At 63.6% G+C, this 19,361-nt stretch carries 15 protein-coding genes and 2 pseudogenes; 9 read left to right on the top strand and 8 right to left on the bottom strand.

Features of this window, described 5'->3' with window-relative positions; genetic code table 11:
* Positions 1-53 precede the first annotated feature (53 nt).
* Both RTH46_RS02180 and RTH46_RS02185 read left to right on the top strand, forming a co-directional pair.
* Positions 54-1,448 carry a PAAR domain-containing protein gene (locus RTH46_RS02180; protein WP_316904949.1) on the top strand — a complete coding sequence of 465 codons (1,395 nt, stop codon included), beginning with the start codon at positions 54-56 and terminating at the stop codon, positions 1,446-1,448.
* Complete coding sequence (locus RTH46_RS02185; RefSeq protein WP_153788075.1) at positions 1,441-1,839, top strand: hypothetical protein; 399 nt, start codon at positions 1,441-1,443, stop codon at positions 1,837-1,839. Before RTH46_RS02180 ends, RTH46_RS02185 begins: the two co-directional genes overlap by 8 nt.
* Positions 1,840-1,905: 66 nt before the next feature.
* Here the strand turns inward: RTH46_RS02185 and RTH46_RS02190 are convergent, their stop codons facing one another.
* The gene (locus RTH46_RS02190) at positions 1,906-3,318 is read right to left on the bottom strand and encodes a cytosine permease (RefSeq protein WP_316904950.1); all 1,413 of its coding nucleotides are present in this window, start codon (positions 3,316-3,318) and stop codon (positions 1,906-1,908) included.
* Positions 3,319-3,661: 343 nt separating this feature from the next.
* Entirely contained in the window at positions 3,662-4,114 is a 453-nt protein-coding gene (locus RTH46_RS02195; RefSeq protein ID WP_110992853.1) for an Lrp/AsnC family transcriptional regulator, read from the bottom strand.
* A 113-nt stretch (positions 4,115-4,227) separates the two neighbouring features.
* On the opposite strand from RTH46_RS02195, the gene RTH46_RS02200 reads away from it, so the two are divergent.
* The gene (locus RTH46_RS02200; RefSeq protein WP_316904951.1) at positions 4,228-4,842 is read left to right on the top strand and encodes a LysE family translocator; all 615 of its coding nucleotides are present in this window, start codon (positions 4,228-4,230) and stop codon (positions 4,840-4,842) included.
* Positions 4,843-5,068: 226 nt separating this feature from the next.
* Here RTH46_RS02200 and alr read toward each other — a convergent pair whose 3' ends face one another.
* Together alr and ctlX are read right to left on the bottom strand one after the other, a co-directional pair.
* A complete protein-coding gene (gene alr / locus RTH46_RS02205; RefSeq protein ID WP_316904952.1) occupies positions 5,069-6,307 on the bottom strand; it encodes an alanine racemase in 1,239 nt (412 codons plus the stop codon).
* 166 nt (positions 6,308-6,473) lie between these two features.
* Positions 6,474-7,412, bottom strand: a complete 939-nt coding sequence (gene ctlX / locus RTH46_RS02210) for a citrulline utilization hydrolase CtlX (RefSeq protein ID WP_316904953.1) — start codon at positions 7,410-7,412, stop codon at positions 6,474-6,476.
* Between the two features lie 307 nt (positions 7,413-7,719).
* On the opposite strand from ctlX, the gene RTH46_RS02215 reads away from it, so the two are divergent.
* From RTH46_RS02215 to RTH46_RS26200, 4 genes and pseudogenes are all read left to right on the top strand, one after another.
* Positions 7,720-8,142 (top strand): Lrp/AsnC family transcriptional regulator, encoded by a 423-nt coding sequence (locus tag RTH46_RS02215; protein ID WP_110992856.1) that lies wholly within the window; start codon positions 7,720-7,722, stop codon positions 8,140-8,142.
* 326 nt (positions 8,143-8,468) lie between these two features.
* A complete protein-coding gene (locus RTH46_RS02220; RefSeq protein WP_316904954.1) occupies positions 8,469-9,881 on the top strand; it encodes an amino acid permease in 1,413 nt (470 codons plus the stop codon).
* Positions 9,882-10,084: 203 nt separating this feature from the next.
* Positions 10,085-11,014: pseudogene (locus tag RTH46_RS26195) on the top strand (sensor histidine kinase); the annotation flags it as partial.
* 261 nt (positions 11,015-11,275) lie between these two features.
* Positions 11,276-11,872: pseudogene (locus tag RTH46_RS26200) on the top strand (methyl-accepting chemotaxis protein); the annotation flags it as partial.
* 43 nt (positions 11,873-11,915) lie between these two features.
* Here RTH46_RS26200 and RTH46_RS02230 read toward each other — a convergent pair.
* The 4 genes from RTH46_RS02230 to RTH46_RS02245 are packed head-to-tail and all read right to left on the bottom strand — an operon-like array spanning position 11,916 to position 17,182.
* Entirely contained in the window at positions 11,916-13,769 is a 1,854-nt protein-coding gene (locus RTH46_RS02230) for an ABC transporter ATP-binding protein (RefSeq protein WP_316904956.1), read from the bottom strand.
* 29 nt (positions 13,770-13,798) lie between these two features.
* Positions 13,799-14,545, bottom strand: coding sequence for an enoyl-CoA hydratase-related protein (locus RTH46_RS02235; RefSeq protein ID WP_279845683.1), 747 nt, complete (start codon positions 14,543-14,545; stop codon positions 13,799-13,801).
* A 33-nt stretch (positions 14,546-14,578) separates the two neighbouring features.
* Positions 14,579-15,184 (bottom strand): cupin domain-containing protein, encoded by a 606-nt coding sequence (locus RTH46_RS02240; protein ID WP_153788083.1) that lies wholly within the window; start codon positions 15,182-15,184, stop codon positions 14,579-14,581.
* 45 nt (positions 15,185-15,229) lie between these two features.
* On the bottom strand, positions 15,230-17,182 hold the full coding sequence (locus RTH46_RS02245; RefSeq protein ID WP_316904957.1) for an FAD-dependent oxidoreductase: 1,953 nt from the start codon (positions 17,180-17,182) through the stop codon (positions 15,230-15,232).
* A gap of 154 nt (positions 17,183-17,336) precedes the next feature.
* Between RTH46_RS02245 and RTH46_RS02250 the strand changes: the two genes are divergently transcribed.
* Complete coding sequence (locus RTH46_RS02250) at positions 17,337-18,383, top strand: ABC transporter substrate-binding protein (protein WP_153788085.1); 1,047 nt, start codon at positions 17,337-17,339, stop codon at positions 18,381-18,383.
* 63 nt (positions 18,384-18,446) lie between these two features.
* A complete protein-coding gene (locus RTH46_RS02255) occupies positions 18,447-19,199 on the top strand; it encodes a class II aldolase/adducin family protein (protein ID WP_153788086.1) in 753 nt (250 codons plus the stop codon).
* Positions 19,200-19,361 lie beyond the last annotated feature (162 nt).

The following is a 19,361-nucleotide window of genomic DNA, read 5'->3' on the forward strand; positions in this document are numbered from 1 at the left end:
AAACGCCACATGACAAGGAATAGCTTCAAGGGCCGCGCATCGGGTGCCCGCCGATGAATCTGCGCATCGTTATCTTCGACAAGGCGCAAGGCCTCGATGGCGACCGTACCACCACGGGCGCCACCTGCATCGGCAAACGGGCGGCGGGCAACGTGAACGGGGGTGGTTGGTTGCTCGAAGGCGACTCGACCACGCCCTGCCCACGCTGCGGCCAGGTGGGCACACTCATCGATGGCGACCCTCGCTTCCTGCAGGACGGCGTGCCCACCGTCGTCGACGGCGCGCGCGTGCGCTGTGGCTGCCCGCTGGGCAGCAATCGCCTGATCGCCCCATTGGAGGGGATACCCAGCCTGGCGCATGGGGTGTCGACGCCGGTACCCGGCGATCCCCGGGCTGCCCCGCGTGGTGCTGCCGAGCAGCCCATGCCCGCCACTCACGCCGCCACTACGGTACCTTCCGCACTGCAACCCGGGTTCTACATCGTGCCCCGCAGCATGACCGGCGAGCAGGTGCTGCAGCAGCTGGCCACGATGCAGGGCACCCTGCCCATGTCGCTGGTGCGCCGGCTCAACCCCACTTTCGACCAAGGTTTCAAGGCCGGCGAACTCTTCGTGCTCGGCGCCCCCGACAACAGCTTCGCCTGCACTCGCGAAGAGGCCGACTTGATGGCTGCGGCCCGCAGCGCCCGTGAGTCGCTGGCGATCCTCAGCGAGGAGGAAGCCGACTTCATGATGCAGCACATCGGCGAAGTCGCCGGGGTGCTCAGCGGCGCCAGTCTGTCCATGGGCGTAGGCAAGGACATGCTGGCGCGGGGGATAGGGCAAGTGGGGGACACGCTCAAGGGGATCGAGCGGTTGCACCAGCGGGAATTCGGCTTGCACCGGCATTTGAACAGCCAGCAGTTCTTTGCCGAGCGCAAGGTGTTGTATGCACAGTTGAACGCACAGTTGCGCAGTGCGTTTCTTGGCAAGTACCTGGATTTAGGCAGGCATGAAAGTCTGCGCAAGGGGTTGGGGATCTCTACGAAAAGCCTGGTGCACCATTGGTCCAAGGCCGGTGCGCCGGGGGCGATACCGGGGTATGCGACGCATCTGGATGAAGTGGCGAAGATGACAAAGTACTTGAAATATGGAGGGCATGTGGCGGTGGGCCTGGGGGCGACATCTTCCTATATGAAAATCTACGAGGCTTGCCGTGCGGGAGAGACTGAAGAGTGTAAACGTGTCCGGTTTACCGAAACGGGTAGTTTTACAGGGGGGATCGCGGGAGGTATGGCCGGTGGAGCTGTCGGAAAGCTTGCCATCAAAGCAGTCTGTGGATTTGGACCATGGGGGCGGGCCACCTGCGCAATAGAAGTAATCGGCGCATCTTCCCTCGGTATTGGGAAGCTCGGTGAGTTCTTTGGGGAAGAGGTAGGCGAGATATTGTACGAGACTGCTTATGATTGATTTGAGCTGGTGGCCTGTAGAGTTGAGGATAGTGTTGTTACTCGCTCCGTTCGCTGTGGGGCTGGCTGGGCTTGCGATTGAGTTGCATATCGCAGCCTCGAGCCATTTCAAGGTGATGTGCGACGCCTTGCAGCGAAGCGAAGGTCTTCGCGAGGAGCTGAGAAACGGTGGTGCGCTGACGCTAAAGTTTCGAATGTTGACAGTTAGTGCCATGACGGCTGGGATGTTTTGGCCTGCGTTGGGCATTCGTCAAGGTTGGCTGAACCCGGAGGACAGTCGTGATTTCCCGGTCTATCTGAAAAAACGCATGAAGCTAAGTATGTATTGCATCCTTATCGGTGTTTTCTGGATGGCTTTTGTTGTACTTCTAGTGCAGTTCAAGCGCGTCTGATGCCTTGGTGTTTGGCCGCAGGAGACCCGCAATAGCGGGTCTTTTTGTTACGTGTCACCGGGGCAATCAGACCCCCGCAGCCAGCTTGGCATTCACCTGACTCCGACGATAAGCGCTGTCGCGGCTGGCCAACCACCAGTACAGCGGCGTGGTCACCGCCAGGCCCACCAGCCAGGACAGGTCGGCACCGTTGATGTATTCGGACACCTGGCCAACATACAGCGGGGTGTTCATGAACGGGATCTGCACCACGATGCCAATGGCGTAGGCCAGCAGCGCTTGCGGGTTGTAGCGGCCGTAGATGCCGCCATCGACCTTGAAGATCGACTGGATGTCGTAGTCGCCTTTATGGATCGCGTAGAAGTCGATCAGGTTGATCGCGGTCCACGGCACCAGCACCACCAGCAGCACCAGCACCATGTCGACGAAGTGGCCGATGAAGTCCGCCGAGGCGAACACCGCCACCACGCAGCAGGCGGCCAGCACCAGCAGCGACAGCACGGCGCGGCTCTTGGCGGTGGGGATCCAGCGGTGGGCGAAGGTCTGCACCAGGGTGATGATCGACAGCACTGCGCCATACAGGTTCAGAGCGTTGTGGCTGATCACGCTGAGCAGGAACAGCACCAGCATCACCGGGCCAAGGGTGCCGGTGGCGAGCTTGACGGCGTCCATGGTGTCCATGCCCGCAGGGATCGCCAGCACGGCGACGGCGCCGAAGATGAACGACAGGCTCGAGCCCAGCGCCGAACCCAGGTAGGTGGTCCAGAAGGTCGACGACACTTTCACGTCGGCCGGCAGGTAGCGCGAGTAGTCCGACACATAGGGGGCGAAAGCGATCTGCCACAGCGCCGCCAGCGACACGGTGGCCAGCCAGCCGGCCAGGTTGAAGCCGCCGCGGGTGAGGAAGTCGTCGCTCTGCACATGGCTGAAGATGTAGCCGAAGCCGACCACGATGCCGATGCCCAGCACCCAGGTGCCGATGCGGTTGAGCACGTGGATGAAGCGGTAGCCGATGATGCCGATGATGCCCGAGCCCAGCGCGCCGACGACGATGCCCACCGGCACCGGCACGCTGTCGACCACGCCGTGCAGCGACTTGCCGGCCAGGACGATGTTGGAGGCGAAGAAGCCGATGTACATGACGCCTGCGATCACCACCACCAGCAGCGCGCCGAGCGAGCCGAACTGGGCACGGCTCTGGATCATCTGCGGGATGCCCATCTGCGGGCCCTGCGCCGAATGCAGCGCCATCAGCACGCCGCCGAGCAGATGGCCGACCAGGATGGCGACGATGCCCCATACCAGGTTGAGGTGGAACAGCTGCACGCCCAACGCGCCGGTGACGATCGGCAGCGGGGCGATGTTGCCGCCGAACCACAGTGTGAACAGATCCCTTACCTTTCCATGGCGGTCTTGCGGCGGCACGTAGCCGATCGTGTGTTTCTCGATGAGGGGTGCCGAATTGGCTGCACTGGTCATGAATGACTCCAAGGCAAGGAGGGCGCAACCGAAGTTGCCGGGCGCGTGCCGACAAGGGGCGACGCGTTCTTGTTGCAGCGATGATGGCGGCGGGGCAGGGAAGGGGAAATTAGTAAATTTGTGCTCATGAACCTTAAAAAAGCTAAGGCTGGCAGAAGGTTAAGCGGGGGACGGTAGCAAGGTGGGTGCCAGGTGGGGCATTCACATGAAGGGGGCATGGATCTTGAGGGGCAATGCCGGCCTCTTCGCGGGTAAACCCGCTCCCACAGGTTCGGCGCTAAACCTGTGGGAGCGGGTTTACCCGCGAAGAGGCCGGCACAGGTAACCGAGAAACTAAAAATGCCTACATCGGCAACAACCGATCCTGAATCACCTCTTTCATCACCAGTGTCGAACTCAACCGCTTCACATTGGGAATGCTGGTCAGCTGTTCGTCATACAGCTTCTGGAACGCCGGCAGGTCCTTGGCCACCACATGCAGCAGGTAATCCGGGTCGCCAAACAGCCGCTGCGCCTCGACGATCTGCGGTATCTGCGAAACCGCCGCTTCGAAGTCCGCCACCGGCTGGCGGGTAACCTCGCGCAGGGTGACGAACACCAGCGCGGCGAAGTTCAGGCCCAGGGCGCTGGGGGCCAGGCGGGCGTGGTAGCCGAGGATGGCGCCGGATTCTTCCAGCGCCTTGAGCCGGCGGTGGCAGGGCGACAGGCTCAAGCCCACGCGTTCGGCCAGTTCGGTTACCGACAGGCGCCCGTCTTTTTGCAGTTCGGCAAGGATCTTTCGATCGGTTCGGTCCATGAGGGAAGAATCTTCCAGGTTGATGGCTGATGTGGGGAATATACGAAAGAAAATCCCCGAGCGATATCCGTAATCTTGCTTTCACCAAAACCTATGTGGAAGGAAGATTCAAAGTGGCCATGAGTGTATTGGCGGCGTTCTGGGCCGTGTCCTTGCTGTTCGTGATCACCCCGGGTGCCGACTGGGCCTACGCCATTTCCGCCGGGATGCGCGGGCGCTGGGTGATGCCGGCGGTGGCGGGGATGCTCTCGGGGCATTTTCTGGTGACGCTGATCGTGGCCGCCGGGGTCGGCAGCCTGATCGCCGGGCACCCGCTGGCGCTGACCCTGCTGACCCTGGCGGGCTGCGTCTACCTGCTGTGGCTGGGCGGCAACCTGCTGCTGCGCCCGGCGGTGCCCGAGGCCGGGGAGGGTGGCGTGACGGACTGCGGCTCGCGCTGGGCGTTCAAGGGTTTTTGCGTGAGCGGCCTGAACCCCAAGGTGTTCCTGCTGTTCCTGGCGCTGTTGCCGCAGTTCACCGACCCGCAGGCGAGCTGGCCGGTGTGGTTGCAGATCCTGCTGCTGGGGCTGGTGCACCTGGCCAGTTCGCTGGTGGTGTACCTGATGGTGGGGTATGGCGCCAAGGCGGTACTGCGTACCCGGCCGGCGGCGGCGCAGGTGGTCGGGCGGGTGTCGGGGCTGGTGATGATCGTGATTGCGCTGGGGTTGATCGCAGGGCAGCTGCGCTGAGCATCGGCAGGCGGCTGGCTACCAGGCTCTGTACCCAAAGCTTTGTGGGAGCGGGCTTGCCCCGCGATCTGCCGCAACGTGGCAGCAAAGCCTGAACTTGCAGCATCTTTGGCGCTATTTGATATCGGGTAAAGGAGCGCTTCGCACTCCATCGCGGGGCAAGCCCGCTCCCACAAAACTTTTCGTACAGAGCCAAGTGCCTACAAGCAGGCGATGCCGCGCGCCATCACTTGGCTTTCAGCACCTTCGGGTTCGAGTTGCCCCAGACCGTGTAGAGGTCGGCCAGCAATGCCCCGTTGATGGTCTCAAGCTCTGCCTGGGTGATCTCGTCACCCCCTTGCTTGCCATACAGCACCACTTCATCGCCCGCCTTGACCCCCGGGATGTCGGTGACGTCGACCATCAGGGTATTCATGGTGACCTTGCCAATTACCGGCGCGCGCTTGCCATTGATCAGCACCGAGGCCTTGTTGGAGAACGCGCGGCGATAGCCGTCCGAGTAGCCCGCGGGAATGTTGGCCACCCGCGAGTCGCGGCTCAGGGTGTAGGTGTGGTCGTAGCTGATGCCGCTGCCGGCCGGGTAGCTGTTGACCGCCGCCACCTGCGACTTGAACTGCATGACCCGCTGGAACTCCTCGTGGCCGCCCACGGGGTAGCCATACAGCGCGGCGCCCGGGCGCACCATGTCCAACCAGCCTTCAGGCACCTCCAGGGTGGTGAAGGTGTTGGCGCAGTGCAGCAGCAGTTTGCTGCGATCCAGCTTGGCCTGCTGGATTAGCAGCGCCGACTGTTCCTTGAATCGGGCAAGGCCCTTGAGCACATCCTCACGTTCCTCCACGGGGAAGTGGGTCATGATGCCGACCACCTCCAGATGCCCGAGGGTAGCCATGGCGACCGCGTCCTTGAGCCCTTGGGGCGTACCCATTTCCACGCCGTTGCGGCCCATGCCGGCGGAGTTGAGTGCCAGGTGCACCTTCAGCCGGTGGCCGCTGCGCTTGGCCAGTGCATCCAGTTGCTGCGCCACGTCCAGGTTGCCGACCAACTCGTCCATGGCATAGGGCAGCGCATCCTGCACCTCGCCCAGGCTGGCAATGCGCAGCCGCATGAGCCGCCCCTTGAAGCCCTTTTCGCGGACCACGCGTGCCTCTTCGTTGCTGGTAACGCCAATGCAGCCGATGCCCATGCGCATGGCCGATGGCACCAGCAACGCAATACCGTTGCCATAGGCGTCGGCTTTCATGACCGCGCAGACCTGGCTTTTGCCGGCGACCAGTTTCTGGATACGCGCAATGTTGTGCTCGAAGGCAAGCGGGTCGATTTCCAGCCATGCGTTGCTGTGTGCCAGGGTCGCTGCGGCGGGGGTTTCGCCGCGGACTGTGTCGAGCAAAGGGGCGGCGTGGGTGAAGCTTGCGCCGCCGGCGAGCAGCAGGGCGATGGCAATGCGGCTGAGTGCGTGTCGGGTCATGTCGGGTTTTCCGTTCTTGTTGATAGGGCGGGCTGGCGGCGCTGTCGGCACTGCAACCCGCCCTCGGAAGTGTCCCGGATAGGCTGGAATGAAACCTGTCGTGATGGGGCTGGACTGCGACGGATCGGGTCGTTGCAGACGCAATCACGACAGCTCGCGCTGGGCCCTATCGGCGAGGCGAAAGATGAATGCCCGCGATCATGCAGCGCACCGAACCACCCGCCATTTCGATCGTCGGCACGTCCAGCGGTACCAGCCGCGCCGAGCGCTCTATGCGTTGGCGCTGCTCGGCAGTAAGGCTGTTGAATGCCCGGCGTGACAGCGCAAGCATCCGCCCATCGCGCCCGGACAGCTCGATGGCGTTGCCGGCAAACTCGTTGATCTGTTGGTTGGTCAGGTCAATCACATCGCGGCCGGATTCGATCAAGCGCATGCGCACCTCTTCGGCCCGCGCCTTGTCGGTGAAGGTGTCGAACCCCACCAGGGCGAACTCGGTCGCCACGCACATCAGGACGTTGGTGTGGTAGATTGGCGAGCCTTTTTCATCCGCCGTATCGAACACCATGGGTTCGAAATTGAAGTGGGTGCTGAAGCGCTCGAGGGCGATCGGGTCGGCGCGGTTCGAGCGCGCGGTGTAGGCAACCCTGGACAAGTGGTCGAACACCATCGCCCCCGTGCCCTCGAGGAACAGCTCGTCCTGCTCCAGGCCCGAGTAGTCGATCACGTCCTGCACCCGGTACTCGTGCTTGAGCATCTCGATGACATCGGCCCGCCGCTCGCGGCGACGGTTCTTCGAGTACATCGAGTAGATGGCGACATGGCCACCCGGGTGGGTGGAGAACCAGTTGTTCGGGAACACCGAGTCAGGGGTGTCGTGTTCGCCCAGGTCATCGAACAGGTGTACCCGCACACCCTCGGCCATGAGCCGCTGCGCCGCCTGGCTGACTTCGTCGCGCGCGACTTCGGCGAGGGTGGCTGTGGCGATGTCCGGGTTGGCGCTCTGGAACGCGTTGTCTGCTGCAGTTTCCGGGTTGGGGGTAAAGGCATGCGGCCGGACCATGACCACTGCCGCAGGTGCCTGAATCGAACGTGTTGGAAATGCCATCTTGTAATTACCGGGGTTGAGTGCGTGCGGCCACGTCAGGCTGCGCGTCGTGTTTGTTTTAATGGAAATGCACCCAGGGCACGAATCAAGTCCGAGCGTGTCGGGGTGTCAATTAAACAGTGCACTTGGCAAGTGCGCTTTAACCGCAGACTGTGCAGGGTGAATACGCAAGGTTATTGCAATAACAGTCGCCGGAAAATTGTGATGAAAGAGGGTGTCAATATGAAGCGTGCAGGTTGCCAGTTTTGAAAGACTTCTACACAATCTGCGACCCTCAAATGACAATCTGAACAGCCTGGTATTCAACATGGATAATATTGATCGGGCGCTGGTCGCGCTGCTGCGGGACAATGCGCGCACGCCAGTTCTGACCCTTGCGAAAAAACTGGGGGTTGCCAGGGCAACGGTGCAGAACAGGATCACCAAGCTGGAAGAGCAAGGTGTGATTCTGGGCTACACGATCCGCCTGAGGTCGGATGCTCCCGAGCAAGGGGTAAGGGCCATCACTAGCATCGCCATCAGTGGCCACCATGCAGCCGAGGTCAAGCGTGCGCTAAGGGGCCACCCGAATGTGGTGGCCATCCACACCACCAACGGCCGCTGGGACCTGATGGCGGAACTGCGTGCCGACACGCTGGAAGGCTTTGACCGGGTGTTGAACTCCATTCGCTCGATCCCCCATATCGAAAACACTGAAACCAGCATTTTGCTGTCCACGTTCAAAATGTGATCACCCGGTCTGCCGGTTTCGGCAGTGTCAATGAACAATCTGCCAGCCGTGGCTGGCACTGTGTATGAACCGGGCTGCCGTGTGTGCAGTTTGTTGTGTTCCGATTGGCCAGGTCGACTGGCAGAATAAGTCGCTTCACTCGTAATGAAGTTTATCAAGCCAGCCAGTCCGGTGAAGTTGTTCAGCGGATTTTTATTGTTGTCTGTGTGATTTTCCCGTCCCTGCCTTGCAACTTTAAAGTGCTCAAGAGAACTGTACGTGCGTGCCAGTTTTGCAGGGGCGTGGGTAAAAACCAGGTTTTACCGAAAAAGAATAAGAGGTTAATGATGCAACACACCTGTGACGCGCCAGACGCGACAGCAGAAGATGGCCGCGTGCTCAAGCGGCGGCTCGAAAACCGCCATATCCAACTCATCTCGATCAGTGGCGCCATAGGCACCGGCCTGTTCATGGGGTCAGGCAAGATCATCGCGCTGTCGGGCACCTCGATCATCCTGGTGTACGCGATCATCGGCTTTTTCGTTTTCTGCATCATGCGGGCGATGGGCGAGATGCTGCTCGCCAACCTCGAAATGGGCTCGTTCGCCGACCTCGTGCACCACTATCTGGGGCCACGCGCCGGGTACATCCTCAGTTGGTCCTACTGGCTCAGCTGGGTGGTGGCGGCCGTGGGCGATGTGGTCGTGGTGGCGGGCTTCATGCAGTACTGGTACCCCGATCTACCCACCTGGCTGCCGGCCTTTGCCACGATGTTCCTGCTGCTGGGCCTGAACATGCTGGCGGTCAAGGCATTCGGCGAGGTCGAGTTCTGGTTCGGGCTGATCAAGGTGGTGGCTATCGTGCTGTTGGTGATCACCGGGCTGGTGATGGTTGCCACAGCCTACACATCGCCAGCGGGGGTGACGGCGTCCTTCAGCCATCTGGTTGCCCCGGGCGTGATCATGCCCCACGGCATCCTGGGCTTCCTGGCGGGCTTCCAGATCGCCATTTTTTCGTTCGTCGGCACTGAGTTGGTCGGTACTGCCGCCGCCGAGGCGAAGAACCCGGAGAAAACCCTGCCCAAGGCCATCAACACCATCCCGGTTCGCATCCTGCTTTTCTACATCGCGGCGCTGGCGTGCATCATCAGTGTGGTGTCATGGGCCAACGTCCCCGCCAATCGCAGCCCGTTCGTCGAGCTGTTCCTGCTGGGCGGGCTTCCGGCCGCTGCCGGCATCATCAACTTCGTCGTGCTCACCTCGGCGGCGTCATCGGCCAACAGCGGCGTGTACTCGGGGTCGCGGATGCTCTACGGCCTGGCCCATCAGCGCCAGGCTCCCTTGGCCTTCGGGCGCCTGTCGGGCTCGGGAACGCCCGCCCGTGCGCTGATGTTCTCGGGTGTGTGCATGGCCCTGGCCTTGACGCTGCTGTTCGTGATCCCGGAAGTCATGACGGTGTTCACCCTGGTGTCGACCATTTCGGCCGTGATGATCATCGTCACCTGGTCGCTGATCCTGATGGCTTACTTTGCCTACCGCCGCCAGAACCCGCAGGCCCACCAGCAATCCACCTTCAAGCTCCCGGGCGGCAAGGCCTGTGCGGCCTTGTCTCAGGTGTTTTTGTTGTTCGTGCTCTGTTTGCTGGCCCTGGAGCCTGATACCCGCACTGCGCTGTATGTCATGCCGTTCTGGTACGCCGGCTTGCTGCTGGCTTACCGGCGTCGTGAAAAAACCAATGCTCGCCAGATGGCGACCAACTGACCACGGCTATTGGCCGGGTGATCGTTTCGCAGGTTCAAGGGGGATGAATGAACATTAAGCACAAGCTGATGTGGTCCTTTGCCGGGATCGCAGTGATACCGATAAGCCTGGTTGCCATCTTGGTCGTCCTCAATCTGCGCGATGAGGCGCGAGAGAATTTCTTCGACAACAGCACGCGGGAAATTCGCCAGGTAGGCAATGCGATGAGCCTGTTCTTCCAGGGCATCGAGCAGAACGTCAACTACCTGGCCGCGCAACCCTTGGTCACGGCCACGGGCAGCGAGGTCAACAAGTACCTGGGCGCCAGCACCGGCAATGAGCTTGGCGCCCGGGACCAGCAGATTTTCCAGTTCATGACCCGTCTGGCAGACGCCCACCCCAGCTATGCCTACGTTTCCTATGGGCTAGCAGACGGTGGTTACGTGGGCTGGCCCGCCACGAAAGACTTCGCCGACTACGATCCGCGCCAGCGCCCCTGGTATCAGCTGGCGATCGCCAACCCCGGCAAGACCTTGCGCACGGCGCCCTATTACTGGGCCGCCGATGACACCGTGCAAGTCAGCATCGTGCGTGCCGTCGCCAACCCGTTGGGCAACCCGGGCGGCGTGGTCAGCATCGACGTGTCGCTCAAAGGGCTGACCGAGATCCTCAAGCAGATCAAGCTGGGCGAAAGTGGCTATGTGATGCTGGTGGAGAACAACGGCAACGTGATGGTCGACCCCCGGGACGCCAGCCACAACTTCAAGCAACTTGCCAGTTTCGGCGCTGGCTACGCCGAGCTGGCCAAGGCCGGCAAAGGGCTGGTCGAGGTCGAGATCAATGGCGAGCGCTTCATGGCCAACCTCTACCCCGACGAGCAGTTGGGCTGGACCTTCATCGGCCTGATCCGCCACGACGAAGTGATGCGCAGCACCTCGCGCCTGAGCTGGCTGATCGGCGCCATCGCACTGCTGCTGGCTGCAGTGTTCGCCGTTGTCGGTACCGCGTTCGCCAACCTGATCGTGCGCCCGATCAACAACGTCAGCCGCGGCCTGGAAGACATCGCCCAGGGCGAGGGCGACCTGACCCGTAACCTGGACATCCGCGGCCGCGACGAAACGGCGCAGTTGGCCAACTGGTTCAACCAGTTCCTCGGCGCCATCCGCAGCCTGATCCAGCACATCGGTTCGGCCGCCGGCAAGATCCTCAGCACCTCAAACAGCTCGACACGTGTTTCCCATGACATGGCCGAAGCTGCCGGGCGCCAGCGTGAAGCGGTGGACATGGTGTCCACCGCCTTCCATGAGATGGTCGCCACCGCCAACGAAGTGGCGCGCTCGTGCAGCCAGGCCGCGCAATCGGCCGACAGCGGCCAGCAGCAGGCCCGTGAGGGCCAGCAGCAGATCGACGCCGCGGTGCACAGCGTCGATCGGCTGAGCCAGGAGATCGAGCAATCGGCCCAGTCGATCCAGCAATTGGAGCGCGACAGCAACGCCATCCAGTCGATCCTCGGCACCATCCGCTCGATTGCCGAACAGACCAACCTGCTGGCCCTCAATGCGGCGATCGAAGCGGCCCGTGCCGGCGAGCAGGGCAGGGGCTTCGCGGTGGTTGCCGACGAAGTGCGGGCGCTGGCCAAGCGCACCGCCGACTCCACCGCCGAGATCGACGGCTTGCTGGGCAACCTGGCCAGCCGTACCGCGCAGGTCGCCGAGCAGATGCACGCCAGCCTGGAAGTCTCGCAGCAGTCGGTCAGCCGCATCGGCATGGCCCGCGACAGCTTCGGCCAGATCCGCGAGTCGGTGGACGTGATCCGCGACATGAACACGCAGATTGCCACGGCGGCCGAAGAGCAGCACCAGGTGGCCGAGGACATCAACCGGCACATCAGCCAGATCCACGGCGATGCGCAGTTGGTGGCCGAACTGGCCCAGGCGGCGCGGCAGGATTCGCAGAGCCTGGCAGGGTTGTCGAATGAGCTGGATACGCTGGTGCGACGGTTCCGGACCTGATTGACCGGTGGAGGGGGCGTGCCGAATGCAGCCCCCGCCAGGCCTATTCCACGCTTTCGACCACGCCTTGGTCCTCACCCAGGAACCCACCGCTCTGGTGCTGCCACAGCCGTGCATAGGTGCCGTTCTTGCCCAGCAGTTCGGCATGGGTGCCTTGCTCGACAATGCGCCCCTCGTCCATGACGATCAGCCGGTCCATGGCCGCGATGGTGGACAGCCGATGGGCGATGGCGATGACGGTCTTGCCTTGCATCATCTCGTCGAGGCTTTCCTGGATGGCCACTTCGACCTCCGAATCCAGGGCGCTGGTGGCCTCGTCCAGCAGCAGGATCGGGGCGTTCTTGAGCATCACCCGGGCAATGGCCACGCGCTGGCGCTGGCCGCCGGACAGCTTGATGCCGCGCTCGCCCACCAGGGTGTCGTAGCCGCTGTTGCCTTGCTTGTCGCTGAGCTGGCTGATGAACGCATCGGCCTGGGCATTGGCGGCGGCGCTGCGGATCTGCGCATCGGTAGCGTCAGGGCGGCCATAGGCGATGTTGTCGCGAATGGAGCGGTGCAACAGCGAGGTGTCCTGGGTGACCATGCCGATGGCGCTGCGCAGGCTGTCCTGGGTGACCTCGGCGATGTCCTGCCCGTCGATGCGGATCGTGCCGCTGTTGACGTCGTAGAAGCGCAGCAGCAGGTTGATCAGCGTGGACTTGCCGGCACCCGAACGGCCCACCAGCCCGACTTTTTCGCCGGGGCGAATGTGCAGGGTAAGCTCGTCGAGCACCTGGCGTTCGCCGCCATAGTTGAAGCTCACCTTGTCGAAGGTCACCGCGCCGCCGCGGGTCTCGAGCACGCCGGCGTTAGGCGCATCCTGCACCTTGGGGCCACGGGTGAGCGTAGCCATGCCATCCTGCACGGTGCCGATGTTCTCGAACAGCGAAGTCATCTGCCACATGATCCAGTGCGACATGCCGTTGATGCGCAGCGCCATGGCAGTTATCGCCGCCACCGCGCCAGCGCCGACCTGGTCCTGGTGCCACAGCCACAGGGCATAGCCGCCGGCACCAAGAATCAGGCCGACCACCAGCGCCTGGTTGACGATCTCGAACTGGCTGACCAGGCGCATCTGGCGCAAGCCGGTGAGCTTGAAGTCTTCCATGGCTGCGCGGGCGAAGTGCGCTTCGCGCTTGGAGTGCGAGAACAGCTTCACGGTGGTGATGTTGGTGTAGGCGTCGGAGACGCGCCCGGTCATCGACGAGCGTGCATGGGCCTGTTCCTGGCCGACTTTGCCCAGGCGCGGCACGAAGTACAGCATCGCCAGCCCGAACAGCACCAGCCAGGCCACGAACGGCAGCATCAGTTGCAGGGCGAAACCGCCGGCCAGGGCGATGATCGCGATGAAGTACACGCCGATGCCGGGAATGATCTCGATGAAGGTGAACAGCACCTCACGCACCGCCAGCGCGGTCTGCATCACCTTGGTGGTGACCCGGCCGGAGAACTCGTCGGAGAAGAACGACAGGCTCTGGCGCAGCATCAGGCGGTGGAAGTCCCAGCGCAGGCGCAGCGGCAGGTTGATCGCCAGCACCTGGTGCTGCATCAGGGTGCGCAGCGCCACCAGCCCGATACTGGCCAGCAGTACCAGGCCGATGCCCCACAGCACTCGGCTTTCCTCACCGCTGGCGGCGGTACCCGCCTGCCAGGCCGGGAGCAGGTCGACCACCTGGCCGAGGAAGGAGAACAACCAGGCTTCGTAGATCGATACGCCGGCACTGAACAGCGCAAGGGCAAGGATGTAGCCGCGAGCGCCGCGGGTGCAGGCCCACAGGAAACGCAGCAGCCCCACCGGAGGCGGCGGGACTTCATCGGGTGGGAAGGGGTCTAGCCATCGTTCAAAAACACGCAGCATTCAAGTCTCCGAATGGGGTAAGTCTGGTTTCATCCTTTGACCATCGCCCGCAGCGCTGCCTTTGCCTCGGGCGTCTGCAGGCGGGCGATGAACGCCAGGCCTTCACGCTCAACCGTAGCCGCCAGCTCCTGACGATGGGCATCCTTGAGCAATTGCTTGCTGATGCGCAGGGCATCGCCTGGCAGGCGCTGCAGGCGTCGGGCCAGTTTCACGGCCGCGGCCTGGCATTGTGCGCCATCCTCCAGCAGCTCGGTGGCCAGCCCCCACTGCACGGCTTGCTCGCCGCTGAGCAACTGGCTGCACAGCAACACCTGCGCGGCCCGCGCATGCCCCAGCAGGCGTGGCAGCAACAGGCTGGCGCCGAACTCCGGGCACACGCCCAGCGGCACGAACGGCGTGCGCAGCTTGGTATCGCGGGTGACCAGCACCTGGTCGCAATGCAGCAGCAGGGTGGTGCCGATGCCGATCGCCGGGCCCGCAACCGCCGCGATCAGTGGCTTGTCCAGCGCCAGCACCGCCCACATCATGCGGAACACCGGGCTGTTCAGGTCGGTAGGCGGCTGGTCGAGAAAGTCCGGCAGGTCGTTGCCGGCGGTGAAGCACTCGGCGCTGCCGGTCAGCACGATCACCTCGACCTGCGGGTCGTGGTTGGCTGCCTCGAACAATTCGGCCAGCCGGGTGTACATGGCGTTGGTCAGCGCATTGAGCTTGTCCGGGCGGTTCAGGCGCAGGGTCAGCAGGCCTTCGTCGAGTTCGTGCAGGATCAGGTCGGTCATGGGGCGGCACCTTGTGTTGTTCTTGTGCTGGGCTCAGAAGGTCGGCGGGGTGATCACCCAGATCACCACCGCATCGACGTCGCCAGGGTTGCCGTAACGGTGCGGCTCCTGGCTGGAAAAACTGAAGCTGTCGCCTTCGCTGAGCTGGAAGTGGCGCTCGCCTACCCACAGCTCGAAGGTCCCGCACAGCAGGTAGCCGGCCTCTTCGCCGTCATGGCTGTAGCTCTGCTCGCTGTAGGTGCCCGGGGGGAAGCGCGAATGCAGCATTTCCAGCTCGCGGCTGGGCTGCGGGGTGAGCAACTGGTCGACGATGCCGTCCTCGTAATGCACGCTCAGGCGGCTGTTCCTGCGCACCACATAGCCCTCGTCTTCCGGGGCAGTGACCGCTTCGCTGGCAAAGAACCACTGGATGGTCACGCCCAGGGTGCGGGCGATGTTGAACAGCGCCGGGATCGACGGGTAGGACAGGTTGCGCTCCAGCTGGCTGATGTAGCCGGCAGTCAGCCCGCTTTGCTCGGCCAACTCGGCCAGGGTCATGCCGCGGCGCTTGCGCAGGCCGCGGATGCGGGTGCCGAGAAACTGCGGCGCGGTGCTGCCGTCCTCGGCAGGTGGCGGCGCTTTGGCAATGTGGCGATTCATGGCGGTTTCCAGTCGGCCCTGCAAAGTCCCGGAGTATAAACAGGCTCACAAGGCGGCGGCGACCTTCAAGCCCTCATGGATCGCTTCCTCTGCCGTGCGCGGGGCCAGGCAGTCACCGATGCGCTGCACCTGGGTGAGGTCCTTGATCTGCTCGGCCAGGGTGTCGACCGGCTGATGGCCCTGGCACAGCACCAGGGTGTCGATGCCTTCGAAGATCATCGCCTCGCCGCTGGCGGTGTGCTGCAGGTAGACGCTGTTGTCGTCGCAGCCATACAGGCGGGCATAGGGCGTGATCGGGATGCCCAGCTTGTGCAGCTCGCCGGCCAGTTGGTCGCGCACATACAGCGGCAGGCTCTCGCCGCAATGGGTACCGTTGACCGCCAGTTGCACCTGATGCCCTGCGCGCATCAGGCGCTCGGCGATGCCGGGGCCGATCCAGTCGCAGCGCCAGTCCACCACCAGTACCGAGCGGCCGAGCTTCACCTCGTCGCGCAGCACTTGCCAGGCATCGACCACCTGCAGCTCGCCGCCACGCTCGAACGCCGGCCAGTACGGCTCGGCACCGGTGGCGACGATCACCGCGTCCGGGCGTTCGCGCTCGACCAGGGCGCGGTCGACGCGGGTATTGCGCACTACCTCGACCCCGGCCAGCTGCATTTCCCGTTGCAGGTTGGTGCTGGCGCCGCCGAACTCGCTGCGGCGGGGCAGCAACTGCGCCAGCAGCACCTGGCCGCCCAGTTGCGCGCTGGCTTCATACAGCGTCACCTGGTGCCCGCGTGCCGCCGCCACGGCGGCGGCCTTCATGCCGGCGGGGCCGCCTCCCACCACCATGACGCGCTTGCGCACGCTGGCAGCCGGCAGGTTGGCGTACTGCTGTTCGCGCCCGGTTTCCGGGTGTTGGATGCAGGAGATCGGCAGCCCGCGATGAAAGTGGCCGATGCAGGCCTGGTTGCAGGCGATGCAGGCGCGCACGTCCTCGGCGCGGCCGCTGTCGGTCTTGTTCGGCATCTGCGGGTCGCAGATCAGCGCACGGGTCATGCCGCACACGTCGGCTTGGCCACGGGCGAGGATCAGTTCGGCTTCCTGGGGCTGGTTGATGCGGCCGGTGACGAACAGCGGGATCTGCAGGCGCGACTTGAAGGTGCCGGCTTCGCGGGCCAGGTACGCCGCCTCGATGGCCATCGGCGGGACGATATGGATGGCGCCGCCCAGCGAGGCGGAGGTGCCAGCGACGATATGCACGTAGTCCAGGCTCGCTTGCAGGGCCTGCACCGCCTCCAGCGATTCGCCTTCGGTGAGGCCCTCGGCATCGCGCTCGTCGGCGCTGATGCGCAGGCCGACGATGAACTGCTCGTCGGTGGCGGCGCGTACGGCTGCGAGGATTTCGCGCAAGAAGCGCAGACGCTGTTCCAGGTCGCCGTTGTAACCGTCGCTGCGGCGGTTGACCCGCGGGTTGATGAACTGCGCGGGCAGGTAGCCGTGGCTGGCGACCACTTCGACACCGTCGATGCCCGCCTGGTGCAGGCGCCGCGCCGCAGCTGCGTAGCCGGCGACGATCTCGTCGATCATCGATTGGTCGAGTTCGCGCGGCATCACCCGGAAGCGCTCGTTGGGCACGGCGGAGGCGCTGTAGGCCACCGCCAGCAGGCCATCGGCGGACTCCATGATTTCGCGGCCCGGGTGGAAGATCTGCGACAGCACCACGGTGCCCTGGGCGTGGCACACCTCGGCCAGGCGCCGGTAGCCGTCGATGCAGGCATCGTCGGTGGCCATCAGCACATGGGAGGTGTAGCGGGCGCTGTCGTGCACCCCGGCCACCTGCAGCACGATCAGCCCGACACCGCCCTCGGCACGGGCCTTGTGATAGGCGATCAGCCGCTCGTTGACCAGGTTGTCGGTGGGCATGGAGGTGTCGTGGCCGCTGGACATGATGCGGTTTTTCAGGCGCTTGCCACGGAGCTGCAGCGGTTCGAACAGGTGCGTGAAGGCGGTCGACATACGGGCAGGCTCCAGCGGGGTGTTGTTGTTTTTTTCTTATAAAAGTGTACCTATAGTAAAAAATCAACTTGTTTTTTTACTGGTCGTTGACTAGTTTCGACAGCACCCCCGCCTCAGGGGCGAACCTCACAAAAACAACAAAGAGGGTCCATCGATGAGCGCTTTTGCACGAAAACCCGGGTTGTACGCGGTGCTGTTGTGGCTGGGCCTGGGCAGCGCCCAGGCGGCGTCGGACATGGTCGTGGTGGGCTATGGCGGTGCCGGGCAGAAGGCCCAGGACGTGGCGTTGTTCCAGCCGTTCAGCGCCCAGGACAAGAGCAAGCTGATCCAGACCGAGTACAACGGCGAGATGGCGCGGATCAAGGTCATGGTCGACACCGGCAGCGTGGACTGGGACGTGGTGCAGATCGAAGGCCCCGACCTGCTGCGCGGTTGCGATGAAGGCATGTACGAGCGGCTGGACTGGAACAAGCTGGGCCACAAGGACCAGCTGATTGCCGACGCCGCGCAGGATTGCGGTTCGGCGGCGCTGGTGTGGAGCGTGGCGATTGCCTACGACCGCGACAAGCTGGCCCAGGCGCCGACCTCCTGGGCCGACTTCTGGGACGTGAACAAGTACCCGGGCAAGCGTGGCCTGCGCAAGCGCGCGGTGTACAACCTGGAGTTCGCTCTGCTGGCCGACGGGGTCAAGGTCGAGGACGTGTACAAGGTGCTGGCCACCTCGGCAGGCGTTGACCGCGCCTTCGCCAAGCTGAGCCAGCTCAAGCCCAGCATCCAGTGGTGGGAGGCCGGCGCCCAGCCGCCGCAATGGCTGACCGCCGGTGACGTGGTGATGACCTCGACCTACAGCGGCCGCATCGCCGCCGCCGCGCAGAACGGCAGCCCGCTGGCGCTGGTGTGGCCCGGTAGCCTGTACGGCATGGACTATTGGGCGATCATCAAGGGCTCGAAACATGTGCAGCAGGCCGAGCGGCTGATCGCCTACACCAACCAGCCCGAGGCGCAGGTGCGTTACGTCGAACAGATTCCCTACGGCCCGACCAACACCCAGGCGGCTGCCGCGCTGGCGCCGGAGCTTGCCAAGTGGGTGCCGACTTCCAAGGAGAACCTCGAAGGCGCCCTGGCCATGAACGTCGAGTTCTGGGTCGACCATGGCGAGGAACTGGAGGAACGCTTCAACGCCTGGGCAGCCAGCAAGTAACCCGTCGCGGCTGGACAGTCTTCTACGCTCCAGCCGCCCCTCACCAACCTGGAACCCGTGACCATGCCTACCGAACAACACCTGCGCGAAGAACTGGCGGCCTGCTACCGGCTGATCGCGCACTTTCGCATGACCGACCTGATCTTCACCCATATCTCGGTGCGCCTGCCGGGGCCCGAGCATCATTTCCTGATCAACCCCTACGGCTTGATGTTCGATGAAATCACCGCCTCCAACCTGGTGAAGATCGACCTGCACGGCCATGCCGTCGAGCCTTCGCCTTACCCGGTCAACCCGGCGGGTTTCGTGATCCACAGCGCCATCCATGGCGCCCGCGAAGATGCGCAGTGCGTGCTGCATACCCACACCCGCGCCGGTTGCGCGGTGGCGGCGCTGGAATGCGGGTTGCTGCCGGTGAACCAGATCTCGATGGAGTTCTACGGCAAGGTCGCCTACCACGACTATGAAGGCGTGGCGCTGGACCTGAGCGAACAGCAGCGGCTGGTGGCCGACCTGGGGCAGCAGCCGGTGATGATCCTGCGCAACCATGGCCTGCTGACCGTAGGGCGCAGCGTGAGCGAGGCGTTCATGCGCATGTACTACCTGGAGAAAGCCTGCGAGATCCAGCTGGCCGCCCAGGCCAGCGGCAAGCTGGTGTTGCCGCCCCATGCGGTGTGCGCGCATACCGAACGGCAGTTCAATGACCCTGGACGGCCGTTGGAGGAGGGGCAGTTGGCTGATCCGGATGCGATGCAGTTGGCCTGGGCGGCGTTGTTGCGGTTGCTGGACAAGGTGGCGCCAGGGTATCGCGATTGATTTGCTGAGCTTGCGCGACCCCTGTAGGAGCGGCCTTGTGCCGCGAAAGGGTCGCGAAGCGGCCCCAGGATCTATGGTTCCCACAAGATTGCCGGGGTTGCTGCGCAGCCCTTTCGCGACACAAGGCCGCTCCTACACGGACAAGGTGGTGCCAGGGGATCG

This window comes from Pseudomonas sp. zfem004 (genome assembly GCF_032621715.1).
Classification (GTDB): Bacteria; Pseudomonadota; Gammaproteobacteria; order Pseudomonadales; family Pseudomonadaceae; genus Aquipseudomonas; species Aquipseudomonas sichuanensis.